The organism is Collinsella aerofaciens (genome assembly GCF_018785265.1).
GTDB classification, from domain to species: Bacteria; Actinomycetota; Coriobacteriia; order Coriobacteriales; family Coriobacteriaceae; genus Collinsella; species Collinsella aerofaciens_AI.
Genome location: NZ_WQPK01000023.1, coordinates 25,086 through 43,290 on the forward strand (window position 1 = coordinate 25,086; position 18,205 = coordinate 43,290).

Genomic DNA, 18,205 nt, shown 5'->3' on the forward strand with positions numbered 1-18,205 from the left:
AGACGGAGGGGTGCGGAGCGCGGTCGCGTCTCGACTGACGACGTTGCCCATCGACAACCCTATTGTACTGCATGGCGTGGTTCTTGGTTTATCGTGTCGAGCGTTTGCGTTGTGCCATTGCCTGCGGCAACGGTGTGTTACACTCTTGCACTGCTGAGTGGGCCAGACGGTCGCGCGATGTGCTGCTTGCAGTACGCGTGAGGAAAGTCCGGGCTCCAGAGGGCGGGATGCCGGCTAACGGCCGGGCGGAGTGATCCGACGGAAAGCGCCGCAGAAAAGAAGACTCCCACCTGCGCCGCAAGGCGTAAAGGGAAAAGCTGAAACGGTGGTGTAAGAGACCACCAGCGTCGTGGCAACACGGCGGCTTGGCAAGCCCCATCCGGAGCAAGCGCGAATAGGAACGCTATGGGCCGGCCCGGTCCGCGTTCGGGTAGCGTGCGTGGAACTGCACGGTAACGTGCAGACAAGATAAATGACCGTTCACGACAGAACCCGGCTTATAGGCCCACTCAGCAACTATGTTGACGCTGCGACGGCGTCAGCTGGCCGATTTGGCGCTCATTCGTCGGTCGCCGCCATAAGGCGTGCTCCCTCCTCTTTCGGGCCAAATCGACTCAGCTGACGCCGTCTCGCTGTCTTTGCCTGGTCATTGACGTTGCCGTTCTATTTACTGGGGTTATCGGTACGGCCTTTGCCGTATTATTGAGGCTGTTTGTTGCTTTGCTTGTTGTTGAGGGGCTTTGTTGGACAGCTATTTTACTTTGCAATCGAATATTGAGGCTTCGGGCGAGTTTGTGGACCGCAAGAGCCGGTTTATTGCGCAGCTGGTCCATATTGAGTCCGAGGATGAGGCGAATGCCTTTATCGAGATGGTTCGCAAACGTCATTACGACGCTCGACACAATGTTCCCGCGTGGATTTTGGTCGATGGACGCGAGCGCCAGAGCGATGATGGTGAGCCGAGCCGCACGAGTGGTATGCCGACGCTCGAGGTTTTGCGCGGCGCGGAGCTCAAAAATGTTTGCTGCGTAGTGACGCGCTATTTTGGTGGCACGCTGTTGGGGCCTGGTGGCTTGGTACGCGCCTATACCGCGGCGACGCAGGCGGCGGTGGCCGCGGTTCAGGAGGCCGGGCAGATCGTTGAGATGACGAGCGTCGTGCCGGTTGACGTGCATGTGGCCTATCCGCAGTACGAGCAGGTGCTTCGTTTGGCGCAGGATTCGGGTGCCAAGGTTTCGGATACCGATTACGCGGATGCCGTGACGATTCACTTGGTGTTCAAAGCTGGGGAGCAGGAGCCGTTTTGCGCTAAGATGCGCGAGCTTATGGCGGGGCGTGAGGAGATTGAGGTCGGAGCTCCCAAATTTGCCGAGTTCTAACGGCGACGGCCGGCGTGCTTTTGGATGGATCCTAAGCGCGCCGGCCGTCGTTTTACTGTTGCTGTCGATTACTCGGCGAGCTGCTTTAGCACATCACAGGCGATTTCGACGGCATCGTCGATGCAGCCGGGGCAGCTGCGGAGCGGACCCTTATCCGATCCGATGCCCTTGAGCGTGCCGCAGACGGTCGTCGTGTTCTTCTCGCCAAAACGCTTGGCAATCTCGCGCGACAGCTTGTAGGTCTGGCCTTTGGTCTTGGGGTTCTCCATGCCGTCGCTCATTACAAAGCCCATGATGGCAACAGCGCCCGAGATGGCGCCGCAGGTCTCGGTCATGCCACCCATGCCGGCGCCAAAGCCCTCGGTGAGGGTAAAGGCGGTCTGGGGGTCGAGCCCGACGGCAGGTGCGAGCGTGCAGGCAACGGCCTGTGCGCAGTTAAAGCCACGGGCGTGGTATTCGGCAGCCTGAGCCTGGCAGGCGGCGGTGTCGAGCTGGGTGGTATCGATCTGCTTCATCGTTGTCTCCTTGGTCACGGTGTACCCGCCTATGGTACCCGTGACGGGGCATGTAATCATCGAGAGCTTCATGTATGCCTCATTTTTATCTATCGAGCAAATGCCCAAGGCTTGAGATAAATACCCCTAATCAATTTGTCCCATAACCTACCTTGGGGATGGGTTGAGAGGGGTGCAGGGTAGCGGTATCGTGAACCGAATAAAACTAAAACCCAGGCAAGGGAGCTAGATATGAGCGAGCAGACTATCGGTACTACATGTGTTCAGGGCGGCTATCACCCGGGAGATGCGGAGCCGCGCCAGGTGCCCATCTACCAGTCCACCACGTGGAAGTACGACACGTCGGAGCACATGGGCAAGCTGTTTGACCTGGAGGAGTCTGGCTACTTCTACAGCCGTCTGCAGAACCCCACGTGCGATTTGGTTGCCGCCAAGATCTGCGAGATGGAGGGCGGCACCGCAGCGATGCTCACGAGTTCGGGCATGGCTGCGAACTTCCTCGCGATCTTTAACGTTGCCGGTGCCGGCGATCACGTGGTCGCAAGCTCTGCCATTTACGGCGGTACGTATAACCTGCTCGCCCACACCATGGGCCGCATGGGCGTGACCTGCACGTTCGTCGCTCCCGACTGCACCGATGAGGAGCTGGAAGCAGCCTTCCGGCCCAACACCAAGCTCGTCTTTGGCGAGACGATCGCCAACCCCGCCCTTGCCGTGCTCGATATTGAGCGCTTTGCCAAGGCCGCACATGACCACGGCGTGCCGCTGATGGTCGACAACACCTTCCCGACGCCCGTGATGTGCCGTCCCTTTGAGTGGGGCGCCGACATCGTTACGCACTCCACCACCAAGTACATGGATGGACACGCTGCCTATCTGGGCGGCGTGATCGTCGACCATGGCCAGTTTGACTGGATGGCTCATGCGGACAAGTTCCCGGGTCTCACCACGCCCGACGAGAGCTACCACGGCGTGACGTATGCCGAGAAGTTCGGTCGCGAGGGTGCCTTCATTACCAAGGCAACCGCTCAGCTCATGCGCGACCTTGGTCCCATGCAGAACCCGCAAGCGGCGTTTTTCCTGAATAGCTCGCTCGAGAGCCTGCATGTGCGCATGCCGCGTCATTGCGAGAACGGCCTGGCCGTTGCCAAGTTCCTCCAGAGCCATCCCAAGGTGCGCTTCGTGAGCTATCCGGGCCTAGAGGGCGACAAGTACTATGACCTGGCTCGGAAGTACATGCCCAACGGTACCTGCGGCGTCGTGAGCTTTGGCTTTAACGGTGGTCGCGCGGCGGCCGAGACCTTTATGAAGAGCCTCAAGCTCGCCCAGATCGCCACGCACGTGGCCGACGCCCGCACTTGCTGCCTGCATCCTGCTAACGCTACGCATCGCCAGATGAACGATGAAGAGCTCATCGCCTGTGGCATTTCCGTCGACATGGTACGCCTGTCGTGCGGCCTCGAGGACACGGCCGATCTGATTGCCGACCTTGAGCAGGCGCTCGAGCAGTGCTAGGCTAGCTCCGTACAAGGTGCCGATGCTGGCAGAAAGCTTCGGTGACCTTTTGTTCCGATTCCGTAGGCGGGGCCCCAATCGCGTCTGTTTGCAGGCGATTGGGGCCCCGTTTTTTTGCGTTGGGCCACTCGAAAGGATGGATATGGAGAAAACCGCAGAGCAGCTGCGCCGCGAGCACATTGCCCTAGAGGGCGATACTCATGGCAAGAACAAATGGGCGATTCTGTTTACCGTGCTCATCATGACGTTTATGTCGTGTCTGGATTCGACCGTCGTGACCGTGGCACTGCCCGTGATGCAAAAGGAGCTGGGCGTGGGCCTCGACCGCATTCAGCTGGTGAGCTCGGTGTATCTGCTTGCGACGTGCGTGGCCATGTTGCCGTTTGGTCGTTTGGGCGACGTGCGCGGCAAGGTGGGCGTGTTCCAGCTGGGCGTCATTGTCTTTACGCTCGGCTCGTTGCTGTGCGGCCTTTCGGCCTCGCTCGAGGTTCTTATTCTGGCACGCATCGTTCAGGGCGTCGGTTGCGCGGCGGCCATGGCTAACAACATGGGTATCATCACCGAGTCGTTTCCGGCGCGCGAACGAGGTCGTGCCATGGGTATTCTCGCGACCTTCGTGGCCCTCGGCATGATGTGCGGCCCCGTGCTCGGCGGCATGCTGGTGGCAAGCTTTCCCTGGGAGAGCATCTTCCTCATCAACCTGCCCATTGGCGTCATCTCGTTTATTGTGGGGCTCTATACGCTGCCGCATGTTAAGCCGGAAGCCGGCGAGCGCCCCATGTCCCTGTTTGAGGCTGCTCGTCGCTGCTTTGCAAATTCGGCCTTTACCATCAACCTTGCCTGCATGCTTATCGTGTTCGTTGGTATTGGCGCATCCGAGTTTATCCTGCCGTTCTATTTTCAGGACGCCCACGGCTTTGGTTCTGACATTTCCGGATTGCTTTTTTTGGCGCTGCCGATGGTGAATGCCTTTATCGGTCCGCTTTCGGGTACGGTTTCGGACCGTGTTGGCTGCGAGGGCCCCACGGCGGTCGGCCTGGGCGTGTACGTATGCGGTCTCTTTGCGGTAAGCACGCTCGACGAGCACTCTTCCATCCCTGTGATCGTGTGCTGCGTCGCGTTTATGTCGTGTGGTACGTCGATTTTCCAGAGCCCCAATAACTCGCTGTATATGGGCTCGGCTCCGCGCGAAGCGCTCGGCTTTGCTGGCAGTCTGGGCAGCCTGGCGCGCTATGCGGGTATGGCAGTGGGCATTACGGCGGCGTCGCATATCCTGTATGGGCAGATGAGCGTGGCGATGGGCGAGGCCGTGACCAGTTTTGTTGCAGGCCGTCCGGATGTATTCCTATTCGGCTTTCGCTCGGTGTTCTACGTGCTCATGGCTGTGGCCGCTGTGGGCTTTGCGCTCGCCATGGTGCGTTTGGTGAAGATGCGCGTTCGCCATTAGCGTGTTGGGAGACTGTCTGCCACGATTCGCGCCGTCCCAAAAAGACTGGTTTGTGGTGCGATGCGGCTTGTGGGACGGGTGGGGGTCGGTCCGTGGTAGACTATCGAACAACGTTTATTAATCGCGCGGTATCGTTGCCGTGAGAAGGGGTTGCGCCATGCAGGAGCTTGAGGATCGTATTCGCCATGACGGCATCGTAAAGGCCGGTAACGTCCTTAAGGTTGATGCCTTCCTCAACCACCAGTGCGACGTTGAGCTGTTTGACCACATGGGTGCCGAGTGGGCCCGTCTGTTCGAGGGCGTTGAGATCAACAAGATCCTGACGATTGAGGCTTCGGGCATTGGCATGGCCTGCATCGCGGCTCAGCATTTTGGCGGTGTGCCGGTGGTCTTTGCCAAGAAGGCGCAGTCCATCAACCTCGACGGTGAGCAGTATGCCACGACCATCTACTCCTTTACCAAGCAAAAGGAGTACCCGGTCATCGTTGGCAAGCGTTTCCTGTCCGAGGGCGACAAGGTCCTGATTATCGATGACTTCTTGGCCAACGGCTGCGCGCTCGAGGGTCTTATCAAGATCTGCGAGGCTGCGGGTGCCGAGGTATCCGGCATTGGCATTGCGGTGGAGAAGGGCTTCCAGGGCGGTGGCGATAAGCTCCGCGAGCGTGGCTTCCGCGTTGAGAGCCTGGCCCGTATTGCCGATATGGACTGCGAGACCGGTGAGATCACCTTCGCCTAAGTGCGCAACACAAGCGATTGGTATGCGATGTGACAAAGGGACTTTCCCTTTGTCACATTTTTTGTATGAGGGAAGGTGTTGATATGGATGAGAGCAAGATGGGATGGCGCGAGTATGCGCGCTGTGCCGAGATGTCGGCCGAGGAGTTGGCGCGCGATTGTGAGGTGCAGGTGTTTCGCGCGACGGGTCCGGGCGGACAGGGTGTGAACACGACGGACTCGGCGGTGCGCATGAAACATACCCCTTCGGGGATTACCGTGACGGCGCGCGAGAGTCGCAGTCAGTTCCAAAACCGTAGCAGCTGCCTGCGTAAGCTGCGCGCTGAGCTTGAGCGTCGCGGGCGTCCACCGCGCCGACGCGTAAAGACCAAGGTGCCTCAGCGCTCTCGCCAGCGCAGGCTCAATGACAAGCACTTCAACGCCATTAAAAAGGCAAACCGTCGCAAGCCGGGCAGCGACGAATAGCCTCCTCATAAGTTGCGGTGAAATAGGGACTGTTTTGCGGATTTAGCTGCATAAACAGTCCCTATTTCACCGCAACTTAGGTGGGGTTAGCGGGTGGGGTGCCAGACGTGGAGGGCTCCGCCGAGGATATCCACCTCAATGCGCGAGGCGACGATGGCCTCGCCGTCGGCCTGGATGGGATAGCCGGGCTCCTCGAACGTGAGCTCGGCATGGCGGCAGCGGCGCATGCGAACCGGCGGCAGCTTGGTGTGGTGGCCGTCCTTGGCCGAAAGGAACATGGGTAGGGCGACCGCACGGGGGACGGGGCCGCAGGCGTAGCAGACGTCGAGTATGCCGTCGCGGGGGTTGGCATCGGGACAGATGCGATAGCCCGAGCCATACGTGGGGCCCAGCTGAATCGCCATGATGATCGCCCTCACGCGCTCGGCGGGCGCGCCGTCAAAGCTGACTGTCATGGGGTAGTTGCGATAGCGTAGGCCAAACTGCTCAAGTCCCGAAAGGGTGTAGAGCGGAGCGCCCGTCAAGCCGGTCTTTTTGCGCAGCTCGGTGGTGCCAAGGCCGATGGCGGCATCGATGCCGACCGAAAGCGTCTGGTCGTAGTATTCAACGGTAGCCTCGCCGCTACCGCTTGCGGGGTTCCATGAGCGGATCCGCCCGATGTCCTGACGCTGCAGCTCACAGGTGAGCAGCGCGCCAAAATCCTTGCCGGAGAAATCTTCGATACCGAGCGTTTGGGCAAAATCGTTGCCGGAGCCAACGGGCAGGACGGCAAGGGCGGGACGGACCGCCTCGTTCTGCGTCATGAGTCCATTGACGACCTCGTGGATCACGCCGTCGCCGCCAAGGGCGATAACGGTGCGATAGCCCTCGGCCTGTGCGGCAAGCTCCTTGGCGTGCCCCGTGCGTTCGGTCAGTACCAGGTCAAACTGGGATGCGCGTGCGGTCATGTCCAAAAAGCGCTGCAAGCGTTCGGCAACCTCGCGCGCGGCGCCCGACTGGGCGACAGGATTGGCGATGATGAGCGTGCGACCAAAATCAGTTGCGTGCATGGGGCGACTCCCGGCGTATGACGTGACGGTGCGGTCGCGCTCGGGTCGAATTGCCCCCGATTGTGGCTGCACGGCGAATACTAACGTCTACTCTACCAGGTCGTTGTGGCGCTCGATAGCCTCTGCCACCGTGTGGCCCTCGTCCACGATAAGAGAGCGGCGCTTAGGGGACACAATGCGCTGTGCGGGATACACGCCACGGTGGCCGCCGGCAAGGTAGCTAATAAACGAAACGATGACAAAGTAGCCTGCGGCCGTTCCATGGAACAGGTCGATGGCCATCATGCAGGTGGTGATGGGCACGTTGAGGCCGGCGCAGAAGACGCCGAGCATGCCGAGGGCTGCCATGAAGCTCGGGTCGAGTCCGGCGAGGCAGCCGATCCAACCGCCGAGCGCCGCACCGATGCCAAACAGGGGCGTGACCTCGCCGCCCTGGAAACCGGCACCCAGGGTGAGCGCTGTGACGACCAACTTGATGGCTGCGTCCGCCAGGGTGGTGTTGCCGGCAAACCCGGCGCCCGAAAGCCATGTGGAAAGGCCGGCATACTCCCAGGCGTCAAGCATCGCATAGGCCGCGAGAACCACGAGCGCACCGATGAGCGCACGGACGAGGTAGTTGGTAATAAAGCGCGCGTACAGGCTCTTAACCGTGCGGACCGACCAGGCAAAGAGACGCGCAGTGAGGCCAAAGGCGACAGCACCGATAACGACCACGGCAACTGTCCTAGGCGTCATATCGGGAACGCTGGCGATGGCGTTGGCCTCGTACTGCGTGCCCAGGGCGAGTGACGTAAAGTAGCCGGTAAACGAGGCGACGAGGCAGTAGATGCCTGCGGTGTAGTCGATCTTGCCGATAAAGCACATCTCCATGCCAAAGAAAGCCCCGGCGAGAGGCGATCCGAACACAGCGCCAAAGGCGGACGAGATGCCAGCGAGCATCAGGTCGTGATGATCGTGCTTTTTGAGATGGGCGAGGTTCGAAACATTGCTGGCGATGGTGCCGCCGATCTGTACCGCGGCGCCCTCACGGCCGGCCGAGCCGCCCGTCAGATGCGTGAGCGTGGAGCACACAAACGTGAGGATGGCCATACGCGCATGGATGAGTCGTGTGCCCAGGGCAGAGTCGATGACCAGGTTGTTGCCGCGTTTGGCGGCAAGGCCGTGGTTCTTGTAGACCCACGCGGTGACCACGCCCACGACGGGGAGCAAGGCGTAAACCCACGCATGGTGCTCGCGATAATCGGTTGCGATATCCAGCGAGGCCAAAAACGCCCAGGCGGCAACGCCCATGGCAAGCGAAACGACAATTACGAGCGCGAGCAGCTTGGCGCTCGCGAGCATGTTGCGGGCATTGCGGCGCGTATCGGCGGCAAAGAGCTGCTCGGAGCGGGTGAGTTGGTTGCGGCCGCTGATAATCAGGTCGGCGGGAGAGAAAGTGCTGCCGTCTTTGTCCTGATGGGTATCATCAGACGGGTCGTGCGCGTTTTCACGTTTATCGATAAAAGCCATAACGTCCTCTTTTAAGTTGCGATGCAAGCATTATAGGACGGCGGCCTGGGCCTTAAGGCGATTGGCAGGTTTCGGATTTGTTACCAAGGGCGCGTGGCCGACAGGCGTATTCGCGGCCGCGAGCCAGGTCTTGAGCATGCGGCGGGGGATTATACTGAATCAAATATAAAAAATCGGCGCCGTCGTTGCGCGCCGTGGCATGTAAGAGGTGTATATGGCAGAGACGCTTATCCCGCTGGAGGACGCGCAGGCAATCGTTCTTTCGCAGGTGCACGGGACCGATGTCGTCGAGATCCCGGTATGGCAGGCGGCCGGTCTTCCCCTTGCCGAGGACGCCACGGCCGATATCGACATCTCGCCGTTTGCCAACAGCGCCATGGATGGATATGCCGTGCGTGCCGCCGACCTCGCCAAAGCGTCCACCGATGTGCCCGTGACGCTTTCCGTCGTGGGGCACGAGGCCGCAGGCCATGTGTTCGATGGCGTTATCGCCCCAGGTGAGACCGTCCGCATCATGACAGGCGCGCCGGTGCCCGAGGGCGCGGATGCCGTGGTGAAATACGAGATCGTCGAGGTGCTTGACGGCGATGGCAACGAGGGCTCACACGTGAGCTTTTCGGCGCCTGCTAAAGTGGGGGAGAACGTTCGCTCTGCCGCCGAGGAGGCCCATGACGGCGACGTCGTGATGCGTGCTGGCGAGGTTGTGGCCCCGGCCGGCGCCGGCCTGCTGGCAAGCGCCGGTTACGCGAGCGTGAAGGTCCATGCCGCTCCGCGCGTGGGCATTATCTCGCTGGGCACGGAACTGGTCGCGCCGAGCGAGCTGCCGGCGCGCGGTCAGATTCGCGATTCCAACTCCTCGGCGTTAATGGCCGAGGCGCTCGATGCCGGCGCCGACCCGGTGTTCTTTGGCATCGCTCCCGATGATGAGCAGGCAATCGCCGAGCTCGTGCATCGCGCCGTTCAGGAGTGTGATTTTGTCATTACGAGCGGCGGTGCCTCGGCGGGCGACTACGACTATGTGACGGCGCTGGTCAGGCGCGAGGGCGAGGTGCTGTTCGATCGCATCTCGATGCGTCCCGGCAAGGCCATCACGTTTGGTTTGCTCGGCGGCAAGCCCTACCTGGGGCTTTCAGGCAATCCGGCCGCGGCGTATGTGGGCTTTGAGATACTCGCCCGCCCGGCGATCCGCAAGATGCGCGGCTTTGCCGAGGGTACGCGTCCCGTGCAGCAGGCGATATTGACGCACGGCGTGAAGAAGCGCCAGCATCGCCGCTTCTTCGATCGCGCAACGGTTTTGCGCGACCCCGAGACCGATGAGCTGTTGGTGACCGAGGCCAAAACGCAGAATTCGGCGCTGCTCAGCACGATGCAGCGGGCCAACTGCCTGCTGCGTATTGACGAAGGACCGTGCGACCTTGCGGCGGGCGATGTCGTGGACGTTGTTCGCGTCGACCTGCCCGAGGGCGCCGTGTTGTAGGAGGAACGCTATGGAGTTGAAGATTTCGATCGTGACGTGCTCGGATACGCGCGACCTTGCCCAGGACGAGGCGGGTGCCGCGCTCGAGGAACTGATCAAGGCGCAGGGCTGGACGGTCATCTCGCATGTGGTCGTGCGCGACGACGTCAGCGAGATTGGTGATGCCATTGTGGAAGCCGCCGATGAGTGCCACGCCAATGTCGTGCTCACCTGCGGCGGCACGGGGCTTTCGATACGCGATGTGACGCCCGAGGCGACGCGTGCCGTCTGCGACCGCGATGTGCCGGGTATTGCCGAGGCAATTCGTGCATACTCCATGACCAAGACGCGCCGCGCCATGCTCTCGCGCGCCGTGTGCATGCAGCGTGGGCATACGCTTGTCATCAACTTTCCGGGATCTACGAAAGCGGCCCGCGAAAGCTGGGAGGCCGTGAGCGACCAGCTGGAGCATGCGGCCCAAATGACGGCGGGCGGCGGGCACGCCAAATAAGCGCACTACCTGCGGCGGAGTGACCTTGCGAGTCGCTCCGCCTTTTTATGCATCGACAGTGCGAAACGTCCTGAGACTATCGGCGAAAGATAATTATCAGACGAGAAACCCTTATCTCTGATATTATTCGCACGAAAATATAATCCAAGTACAGAATAAAACCCGCGGCGGGGTGCCCGGGCACAAGGTCCGAAAGGGTTGAACATGTTCGATATGGTTTCTCGCCGCGGATTCGTCTCGCTCTCTGCTGTCGCCGCTGCCGGCCTTGGCCTTGCCGGCTGCTCCGGCAACAAGACGTCTGGGCCGACTGGCTTCGATGCCGGTTCTGCTAAGGCATCTTCCAAGAAAGCTGTCGAGCTGCAGGTCTTTGCCGCCAACTCGCTCGAGAAGGCTCTGCCCGAGGTTCAGGAGCTTTACACCGAGCAGACCGGCGCCACGTTTGCCGACACGCAGTTTAAGGCTTCTGGCGACCTCGTTGAGCAGATGCGTGCCGGCGCCATGGTCGATGTGCTCATTACCGCTTCCAAGGGCACCATGGATGACGCTGAGACCGCCGAGCTCGTCGACACCGACACCCGTGAGGATATGTTCGTCAACGACCTCGTGATCATTCGCGCTAAGGGCTCCGGCACCAAGATCGAGGCCATCGCCGACGTCGCGAATCTGGACGGCAAGATCGCCATCGGCGACGCCAAGACCGTCCCCGCCGGCAAGTACGCCAACCAGGCGCTGGCCTCCGTGGGCCTCTATACCGGCACCGAGGGCGACGACGGCGATTATGCACCCGAGCTCGCCGGCAAGGTTGCCCTGGCCGACAAGGTCGGCACCGCTGCGGCCTACGTCTCTACGGGCGACTGCGTGTCAGGTTTTGTCTACAGCTCTGATATCTTCCGCTACGACGGCATCGAGGAAGCCTTTGTGTGCCCCGAGGACTCGCACAAGCCCATCGTGTACCCGGGTGCCGTTGCCGAGAGCTCCGAGCACGCCGACGAGGCCAAGGCGTTCATCGACTTCTGTCTGACCAACAAGAAGGCTCAGAAGATTTGGGCCAAGTACGGCTTTGAGCTTTCCGCGTAGTGCGGCTTGGTGCGATAATTCCATCGTTTTGTGTTTCACTCCGTCCTTGTATTCGCTTGGAGCTTTTCGTGCTTAATAGATTCCGCATGCTTGTCGCCTGTGCTTTGACCTTCGCGCTTTGCTGGGTGCCGGGATTTGCGTTTGCTGGGGACGCTGAGGACGGGGCCCAGGTTGCTGCGACCGCTCATGGGCTTTCCTATGGGATCGAGGGTTTTGAGCGGTTGGCCAAGGGGACCGCTCGTGCCATGGAGGGCCAGCCTGAGGGCTACCGGTTTCCCGTTGACGAGGACGTGGACCTTGTAGTGGTGCCTGCTGCCGATCGCGTTGTGGTGTGGATATCGCCCAAGGCGGTGGAGAAGTATGGATTGGATCCGCAGAACAACGAGTGCGTATCGGGTCTCAAGGCCCTCGTCTGCGAGCTCGACAGCGCAAACTCCATGGGAGGTGCGCGGCTAAGGGACATGGATCTTCCTTGGTATGTTACGGCGGAAACAACGTTTGATGCCGGCGGGTATACCTATGGCTTTGACGAGCGCGGCGCGGATGGGGACCGCTATGTGGTGATTGCATCAGCCTCGGGTGATGCCAAGGGCGGCGCGCGTTGGCTTGATAGCGCTCAAATGGTAGAAGCATCGTCTGTCGTGTTGCGGGATGAGCAGGGGCCCTTGGCCTCTCTGGCCTCCTTTTTGGGCGACATCGACTATCGCCCGTTTTGGGTGTCCATTAAAACGAGCGGCCTTGCCCTGCTGATCTCCTTTGCGCTGGGCCTGTTCGCCGCGTGGAAGACTATGGGTACCTCGAGTCGCATCAAGGGCCTGCTCGATTCGGTCTTTACGATTCCCATGGTCCTGCCGCCTACGGTGTGCGGCTTTTTGCTGCTTATGCTGTTTGGCCGCTCGACCGGGGTTGGCCAGTGGCTTATCGCACACGGTATCTCGATCGTCTTTACGTGGCCTGCGGCGGTGATATCTGCCGTGGTGGTGTCGTTTCCCCTGGTCTACCGCACGGCGCTCGGTGCCTTTGAGAGCCTCGACACGCAGATGCTCGATGCCGCGCGAACCCTGGGATGGTCCGAACGTCGCATCTTCGCCAAGCTCATGATGCCGCTCGGCTGGCCCTCAATCGCGGCGGGCACGGTGCTCGCCTTCGCTCGCGCGATGGGCGAGTTTGGCTGCACTCTGTTCTTTGCGGGCAACTACGCCGGTATTACGCAGACCATTCCCATCGCCATCTACTTTGAGTGGATGGGCGGCAACACGTCGGTGGCCCTCTTTTGGGTCGTCGTCGTGATCGTGTTTAGTTTTTTGGTCATTCTGTTCATTAACATGTACACCGCGTATTCGCAAAAGTATCGCGAGCGGGGCCTTTCCCGTGCGGAGCGCAAGCAGGGCATGCAGCTGGGCGGCCAGACCGATTCGCTTGACCCGGTGGGCGGTGATGCCTTGCGTATCGATCGCGAGGCGCTGGCCGAGCTTATGCGCGATGGCGCGGTCGCAAAGGGAGGTCGATAAGCCATGTCGCTCGTTCTGGATATCAAAAAGCGCTATCCGGGCTTTACCCTCGACATTCAGCTCGATGCCGGCGAGGAGCGTGTGGCGCTGCTGGGCGCCTCGGGTTGCGGCAAGAGCTGCACGTTGCGCTGCATTGCCGGCGTGGAGACACCCGACGAGGGCAAGATCGTAGTCAACGGCGTGACCTTTTTTGACTCGGCGGCGGGTATCAACCTGTCGCCCCAGGAGCGAAAATGCGCCCTGCTGTTCCAAAACTATCAGCTGTTTCCCAACATGACGGTGGCCGATAACGTATGCGCCGGTGTAAAGGACGTGGGCGACGCCGCCGCGCGCAAAAAGCTCGCTGAGCGTTATCTGGGCATTTTCGGTCTGGCCGACTTTGTCGACCGCTACCCCGTGCGCCTCTCGGGCGGTCAGCAGCAACGCGTGGCGCTTGCGCGCATGGTGGCGGCGCATCCGGGCATCTTTATGTTCGATGAGCCCATGAGCGCGCTCGACGCGTATCTCAAGAGCGCGCTTGAGCAAAACATGCTCGATCTGTTCGATGTATGCAACCGAACCGTGCTCTACGTGAGCCACGACATCGACGAAGCATGCCGCCTGTGCGAGGGTATCTGCGTGATGCATGACGGGCATGTTGAGGAGATCGGCTCCGTCGAGGACGTGGTCCGCCGTCCGCAGACGCTGGCGGCGCTGCGCCTGACGGGCTGCAAGAACACAAGCCGGGCGCGCAAGATCGGCGACGAAGAAGTTGAGGCCCTCGACTGGGGCATGACCTTTAACGTGGGTCGCGAGGTTCCCGATAATGTGGCGTACCTGGGCATTCGCGCAAGCTACTTCCATGTTGACAATCGTGCGGAGCGGGGTCGCAACAGCTATGATTTGCACGTGGCCCGCGTGAGCGATTCGCGTTTTGAGCGCCTGGTGCTGCTGGACGTGCCGCGCGCTGATGCGCCCACGCGTCTGCAGTGGAAGGTCAACAAGGTGGGCGTGCCTGTCGACGAGCTGCCGCAAGCAGGCGAGACGCTGCGCATGCACTTCGATGCGAGTAGAATCCACTTGGTTTGTCGATAGCGCCGGGTAATGCCGTCGGGGATATAAGCCTCGGCGGCTTTGTCTTGCCGCGCGCCGAATGAGGGATGGCAAACTCTTATCAATTAAGATAATTATTTATTAAACGACGGCACACGAGGCTGTCGTACGAATGTCAACGGTGTTCGCATGGTCGACGACCGTTGATATAGTTGACCTTAACTTGTAAAGGAGGGTGCGCACATGCCGCAGATGACATACATTCGCCGTGTTGCCGCGCGTGCCCTATATATGGCTCGGAGCCGCATATGAGCAGGTATGTTCACGGCTCCGGGAGAGACGACGCACAACTAAATAATCAGCTGCAAAGCAGGTTCCCCAAAATTCCGGGTTTAGGCGCGGTCGGGTTTTCGCCACCCACCGTGCAGCAATACCGTAGCTATTCATTTTTGATTCGAGAGGGGAACCGTCATGGCTGAAGAATTTGATTTCCATCCGATGTGGGAGAGCCTCGGCATGAATCTTGCCGACCACGACATGCTGCTGGGCGCCGTGGGCCAGATGTACGGCGATATGTTCCTGACGCAGAACAATCGCCCCAAGTCCACGTCCTACCTGGATTTTGTCGCCACCAACATCCACAGCGGCCGTATTAAGGAGATGCTCGACAAGAAGGAGGCCGGCGAGGCCACCAAGATCGTCGGTTCGTTCTGTGTGTACGTGCCCGAGGAGATCGTACTTGCCTGTGACGGCATTCCCGTTGGTCTGTGCTCGGGTGCCGACTGGGCGACCGACAAGGTCGAGGAGCATCTGCCGCGCAACACCTGCCCGCTCATCAAGAGCTTTGCCGGCTTTAAGCTGGGCGAGGTCTGCCCCTACATTGAGTCGAGTGACTTGGTGGTAGGCGAGAACACCTGCGATGGCAAGAAGAAGGCCTACGAGTTCTTTGCCACGCAAAAGAACATGTACGTCATGGATATTCCCAACGTGCACGACGAGTCGACGCTCGTGACCTGGAAGGCCGAGGTTAAAAAGCTTGCCGCCAAGATCGAGGAAGAGTGCGGCGTCACGATTACGCCTGAGCGCCTGAAGGCTGCCATCCACGCCGTCAACGAGAAGCGTCGCGCCCTGCAGCGTCTGGCTGCGACCCGCGCTGCTGATCCGGCGCCCATCAGCGGTCTCGACAGCCTGCTGACCGTTCAGGCCGCCTTTATGGATGACACGCCGCGTCTGACCGGCGCCATCAACGAAATGGCGGCTGAGTGCGAGCAGCGCGTTGAGGCCGGCGAGGGTGTGGCGCCCAAGGGCACCAAGCGCATCCTGTACACCGGTACGCCCATGGCCGTGCCCAACTGGAAGCTGTTCAACCTCATCGAGAAGGCCGGCGGCGTCGTGGTGGGCGAGGAGTCCTGCACGGGCTCGCGCTACTACAAGGACCTGGTCGACGAGTCCGGTGAGACGGTTGACGAGATGCTCGACGCCATCGCCGAGCGCTACTTTAAGATCAACTGCGCCGTCTTTACGCCCAACGACCAGCGTATGAAGGACATTGTCCAGATGGCCAAGGACCTGCATGCCGACGGCATCGTCGACGTGGCCTTGCAGTTCTGCACGTTCTACGAGATGGAGTCGTTTGCCGTGGAGAAGGCCGCCGAAGAGGCCGGCATCCCGTTTATGCACATCACGACCGACTACGCCGGCGAGGATGCAGGCCAACTGCAAACCAGGATTGAGGCTTTCTTGGAAACCATTTAGGGCTATCCGGTCCAGCGGCTTCCCCAAGCACCCGATCTTGCCGTTCAAACCATCGCTTGCATACCAAAGTACGCGGCGCTCCTCTTTCACGGCAACCTCGGGCACCTGGGAAAGCCGTTTCCTTGGTTGGTTAAAAGGTTTGTTAAGGAGTTATATGTCGGAAAATATTGAGCAGCCGTTGCCGTCCACGTTTGAGGAGTTCAACGAGCAACGCAAGGCGGCGTTTATTCGCGTCAAGGATTATAAGCAGGCGGGTAATCGCCTGGTCGGTTTTCTGTGCAGCTACACGCCGCTCGAGATTATCGATGCCGCGGGGGCTGCGAGCGTGGCGCTGTGCGGCACGTCCGACGAGGTGATTCCCGAGGCCGAGAAGGTGCTGCCGGCAAACCTGTGCCCGCTCATCAAGTCTACGTATGGTTTTGCCTATTCGCAAAAGTGCCCGTTTACGTACTTTAGCGACATGATCATCGGCGAGACCACCTGCGACGGCAAGAAGAAGATGTACGAGCTACTCAACGAGCTCAAGCGCACGCACATTCTGCATCTTCCGCAGGGCCGCGATCGCGCCTACGAGCGTGAAGGCTGGTACGAGGAGTGCCGCCTGCTCAAGGAGGAGCTCGAGGGTTTCTACGGCATCACGATTACCGACGATGACCTGCGCGCTGCCGTTCGTCGTCGCAACCGCTTGCGTGCGGCCCAGCTCGAAATGTTTGCGCTGCAGGCCAACCAGCCGGCGGCCATGAGCGGCGTCGACCTGATGAGTACCATGTTTGCCGGTACGTTCAGCTTTGATATCGAGGCCTATACGCAGCAGCTGGAGCAAAAGGTTGTCAAGCTGCGCGAGGCCTACGACGCGGGCGAGCGCCCGGTTGCGGCGGATGCCAAGCGCATTCTGATCACCGGCTGCCCGGTGGGCGGCGTAATCAACAAGATCGGTCGCACCATCGAGTCCAACGGCGGTGTGGTCGTGTGCATGGACGACTGCTCGGGCGAGCGCACAGCGGCTATGATGATCGACCCGCACGCGCCCGACATTCTGCGCGCCATCGCCGACCGTTACCTGGATATCAACTGCTCGGTCATGACGCCTAACGACGGCCGCATGGAGAACACACTGACCATGTGCGAGAAGTACCATGTCGATGGCGTGGTAGAGAGCGTGCTACAGGCCTGCCACACCTTCAACGTTGAGAGCGCGCGCATGCAGGAGGCCGTCGAGGGTGCGGGTATTCCGTATATGAAGATCGAGACCGACTACAGCAACGGCGACATGGGTCAGATCGAGACCCGCATCGCCGCCTTCATCGAAACCCTCTAGCTTCCTCAGGCACCGGATCTTGCCCCTCAAACCGTCGCTTGCGTACCCAAAGTACGCTGCGCTCCTCTTTCGGGGCAATCTCCGGCACCTGAGAAACCTAGAGCTAAGGCGCCTGAACGCGCCGCTACCTTTGATGTTTAGATTGGGAGAGAGCCATGATAGGGATCGGGATCGATATCGGGTCTACGGCGGCCAAGGCTGCTGTGGTCGACGGGGAGGGTTCGGTGGCGTGGACGTGCGTGCAGCCAACCGGGTTCTCCTCGGTCGATGCTTCCGAGCGGCTGCGCGAGGCACTGGCAGCGGCTGGCTACGACGTGGCTGCCGACGACGCGCGCGTGATCGCGACTGGCTACGGCCGTGTCGCCGTGCCCTATGCGCACAAGGTCGTGACCGAGATCACCTGCCACGGCACCGGTGCCGTGCGCCTGTTTGGCGATCACGGCACGGTGATTGACGTAGGCGGCCAGGACACCAAGGTCATTCAGCTTAAAAGTGGCCGCGTGGCCAAGTTCGCCATGAACGACAAGTGCGCCGCCGGCACGGGGCGCTTTTTGGAGATCATGGCCGACCGCCTAGGTATTTCCCAGCAACAGATGGCCGACCTGGCGCGTTCCGGCGAACCCACCAAGATCAGCAGCATGTGCACCGTGTTTGCCGAAAGCGAGGTCATCAGTCTGATCGGTCGCGGTGAGCCGCGCGAGAACATTGCGCGTGGCGTGATCGAGAGCGTGGTCTCGCGCGTGGCGACCATGGCCGGGCAGGCCGCGGGCGCCCCGTACTACCTGACCGGTGGCCTGTGCGAGAACGCCTTCGTGGTGGAGCGGTTGGGCGAGCTGCTGGGGTCGCCGGTGACCACCTCGCCCCAGGCTCGCTTTGCCGGTGCCATCGGCGCTGCCGTCCGCGCGCGGGCGCTGGTTTAAGGGGCCCTGTC

General features: G+C 60.7%; 16 protein-coding genes and 1 other RNA gene. 14 read left to right on the forward strand and 3 right to left on the reverse strand.

Translation table 11 applies throughout. The features are described 5' to 3' along the window. Positions 1-154 precede the first annotated feature (154 nt). Positions 155-516: RNase P RNA component class A (gene rnpB, locus GPK42_RS03975), an RNA gene on the forward strand. A 224-nt stretch (positions 517-740) separates the two neighbouring features. Beyond that, positions 741-1,379, forward strand: a complete 639-nt coding sequence (locus tag GPK42_RS03980; protein ID WP_215693670.1) for a YigZ family protein — start codon at positions 741-743, stop codon at positions 1,377-1,379. Positions 1,380-1,447: 68 nt separating this feature from the next. On the opposite strand, the gene GPK42_RS03985 is transcribed toward GPK42_RS03980, so the two are convergent. Continuing rightward, complete coding sequence (locus GPK42_RS03985) at positions 1,448-1,894, reverse strand: C-GCAxxG-C-C family protein (protein ID WP_229055579.1); 447 nt, start codon at positions 1,892-1,894, stop codon at positions 1,448-1,450. Positions 1,895-2,125: 231 nt separating this feature from the next. On the opposite strand from GPK42_RS03985, the gene GPK42_RS03990 reads away from it, so the two are divergent. The 4 genes from GPK42_RS03990 (at position 2,126) to GPK42_RS04005 (ending at position 6,056) form a co-directional block, all read left to right on the forward strand. After that, positions 2,126-3,409 carry an O-acetylhomoserine aminocarboxypropyltransferase/cysteine synthase family protein gene (locus GPK42_RS03990; protein ID WP_215693673.1) on the forward strand — a complete coding sequence of 428 codons (1,284 nt, stop codon included), beginning with the start codon at positions 2,126-2,128 and terminating at the stop codon, positions 3,407-3,409. A gap of 142 nt (positions 3,410-3,551) precedes the next feature. After that, positions 3,552-4,856, forward strand: a complete 1,305-nt coding sequence (locus GPK42_RS03995; protein ID WP_215693675.1) for an MFS transporter — start codon at positions 3,552-3,554, stop codon at positions 4,854-4,856. A 157-nt stretch (positions 4,857-5,013) separates the two neighbouring features. Beyond that, the gene (locus GPK42_RS04000; RefSeq protein WP_022095227.1) at positions 5,014-5,592 is read left to right on the forward strand and encodes a xanthine phosphoribosyltransferase; all 579 of its coding nucleotides are present in this window, start codon (positions 5,014-5,016) and stop codon (positions 5,590-5,592) included. Between the two features lie 83 nt (positions 5,593-5,675). Then, positions 5,676-6,056, forward strand: a complete 381-nt coding sequence (locus tag GPK42_RS04005; protein WP_423064371.1) for a peptide chain release factor-like protein — start codon at positions 5,676-5,678, stop codon at positions 6,054-6,056. Between the two features lie 86 nt (positions 6,057-6,142). Here the strand turns inward: GPK42_RS04005 and GPK42_RS04010 are convergent, their stop codons facing one another. Next, the gene (locus tag GPK42_RS04010) at positions 6,143-7,105 is read right to left on the reverse strand and encodes a diacylglycerol/lipid kinase family protein (protein WP_215693679.1); all 963 of its coding nucleotides are present in this window, start codon (positions 7,103-7,105) and stop codon (positions 6,143-6,145) included. A gap of 87 nt (positions 7,106-7,192) precedes the next feature. Next, the gene (locus GPK42_RS04015) at positions 7,193-8,614 is read right to left on the reverse strand and encodes a chloride channel protein (RefSeq protein WP_215693681.1); all 1,422 of its coding nucleotides are present in this window, start codon (positions 8,612-8,614) and stop codon (positions 7,193-7,195) included. 214 nt (positions 8,615-8,828) lie between these two features. Between GPK42_RS04015 and GPK42_RS04020 the strand changes: the two genes are divergently transcribed. From GPK42_RS04020 to GPK42_RS04055, 8 genes are all read left to right on the forward strand, one after another. After that, a complete protein-coding gene (locus GPK42_RS04020; RefSeq protein ID WP_215693683.1) occupies positions 8,829-10,091 on the forward strand; it encodes a molybdopterin molybdotransferase MoeA in 1,263 nt (420 codons plus the stop codon). A 10-nt stretch (positions 10,092-10,101) separates the two neighbouring features. Continuing rightward, positions 10,102-10,581, forward strand: coding sequence for a MogA/MoaB family molybdenum cofactor biosynthesis protein (locus GPK42_RS04025; protein ID WP_215693685.1), 480 nt, complete (start codon positions 10,102-10,104; stop codon positions 10,579-10,581). Between the two features lie 204 nt (positions 10,582-10,785). Further along, on the forward strand, positions 10,786-11,658 hold the full coding sequence (modA, locus tag GPK42_RS04030) for a molybdate ABC transporter substrate-binding protein (protein WP_215693687.1): 873 nt from the start codon (positions 10,786-10,788) through the stop codon (positions 11,656-11,658). A gap of 68 nt (positions 11,659-11,726) precedes the next feature. After that, entirely contained in the window at positions 11,727-13,169 is a 1,443-nt protein-coding gene (gene modB, locus GPK42_RS04035; RefSeq protein WP_338404328.1) for a molybdate ABC transporter permease subunit, read from the forward strand. A 3-nt stretch (positions 13,170-13,172) separates the two neighbouring features. Next, positions 13,173-14,243: a sulfate/molybdate ABC transporter ATP-binding protein gene (locus tag GPK42_RS04040; RefSeq protein ID WP_215693690.1), complete on the forward strand. Its 1,071-nt coding sequence runs from the start codon at positions 13,173-13,175 to the stop codon at positions 14,241-14,243. Between the two features lie 429 nt (positions 14,244-14,672). Further along, positions 14,673-15,956: a double-cubane-cluster-containing anaerobic reductase gene (locus GPK42_RS04045; RefSeq protein WP_215693692.1), complete on the forward strand. Its 1,284-nt coding sequence runs from the start codon at positions 14,673-14,675 to the stop codon at positions 15,954-15,956. A gap of 154 nt (positions 15,957-16,110) precedes the next feature. Beyond that, positions 16,111-17,274, forward strand: a complete 1,164-nt coding sequence (locus GPK42_RS04050; RefSeq protein ID WP_215693694.1) for a double-cubane-cluster-containing anaerobic reductase — start codon at positions 16,111-16,113, stop codon at positions 17,272-17,274. 155 nt (positions 17,275-17,429) lie between these two features. Beyond that, complete coding sequence (locus GPK42_RS04055; protein ID WP_215693696.1) at positions 17,430-18,194, forward strand: acyl-CoA dehydratase activase; 765 nt, start codon at positions 17,430-17,432, stop codon at positions 18,192-18,194. Positions 18,195-18,205 lie beyond the last annotated feature (11 nt).

What these genes read in the sequence shown, in the direction of transcription:
- GPK42_RS03985 (WP_229055579.1), bottom strand. Translation starts at nt 1,894, where the DNA reads ATGAAGCAGATCGATACCACCCAGCTCGACACCGCCGCCTGCCAGGCT.
- GPK42_RS03990 (WP_215693673.1), top strand. Translation starts at nt 2,126, where the DNA reads ATGAGCGAGCAGACTATCGGTACTACATGTGTTCAGGGCGGCTATCAC.
- GPK42_RS03995 (WP_215693675.1), top strand. Translation starts at nt 3,552, where the DNA reads ATGGAGAAAACCGCAGAGCAGCTGCGCCGCGAGCACATTGCCCTAGAG.
- GPK42_RS04000 (WP_022095227.1), top strand. Translation starts at nt 5,014, where the DNA reads ATGCAGGAGCTTGAGGATCGTATTCGCCATGACGGCATCGTAAAGGCC.
- GPK42_RS04005 (WP_423064371.1), top strand. Translation starts at nt 5,676, where the DNA reads ATGGATGAGAGCAAGATGGGATGGCGCGAGTATGCGCGCTGTGCCGAG.
- GPK42_RS04010 (WP_215693679.1), bottom strand. Translation starts at nt 7,105, where the DNA reads ATGCACGCAACTGATTTTGGTCGCACGCTCATCATCGCCAATCCTGTC.
- GPK42_RS04015 (WP_215693681.1), bottom strand. Translation starts at nt 8,614, where the DNA reads ATGGCTTTTATCGATAAACGTGAAAACGCGCACGACCCGTCTGATGAT.
- GPK42_RS04020 (WP_215693683.1), top strand. Translation starts at nt 8,829, where the DNA reads ATGGCAGAGACGCTTATCCCGCTGGAGGACGCGCAGGCAATCGTTCTT.
- GPK42_RS04025 (WP_215693685.1), top strand. Translation starts at nt 10,102, where the DNA reads ATGGAGTTGAAGATTTCGATCGTGACGTGCTCGGATACGCGCGACCTT.
- modA (WP_215693687.1), top strand. Translation starts at nt 10,786, where the DNA reads ATGTTCGATATGGTTTCTCGCCGCGGATTCGTCTCGCTCTCTGCTGTC.
- GPK42_RS04040 (WP_215693690.1), top strand. Translation starts at nt 13,173, where the DNA reads ATGTCGCTCGTTCTGGATATCAAAAAGCGCTATCCGGGCTTTACCCTC.
- GPK42_RS04045 (WP_215693692.1), top strand. Translation starts at nt 14,673, where the DNA reads ATGGCTGAAGAATTTGATTTCCATCCGATGTGGGAGAGCCTCGGCATG.
- GPK42_RS04050 (WP_215693694.1), top strand. Translation starts at nt 16,111, where the DNA reads ATGTCGGAAAATATTGAGCAGCCGTTGCCGTCCACGTTTGAGGAGTTC.
- GPK42_RS04055 (WP_215693696.1), top strand. Translation starts at nt 17,430, where the DNA reads ATGATAGGGATCGGGATCGATATCGGGTCTACGGCGGCCAAGGCTGCT.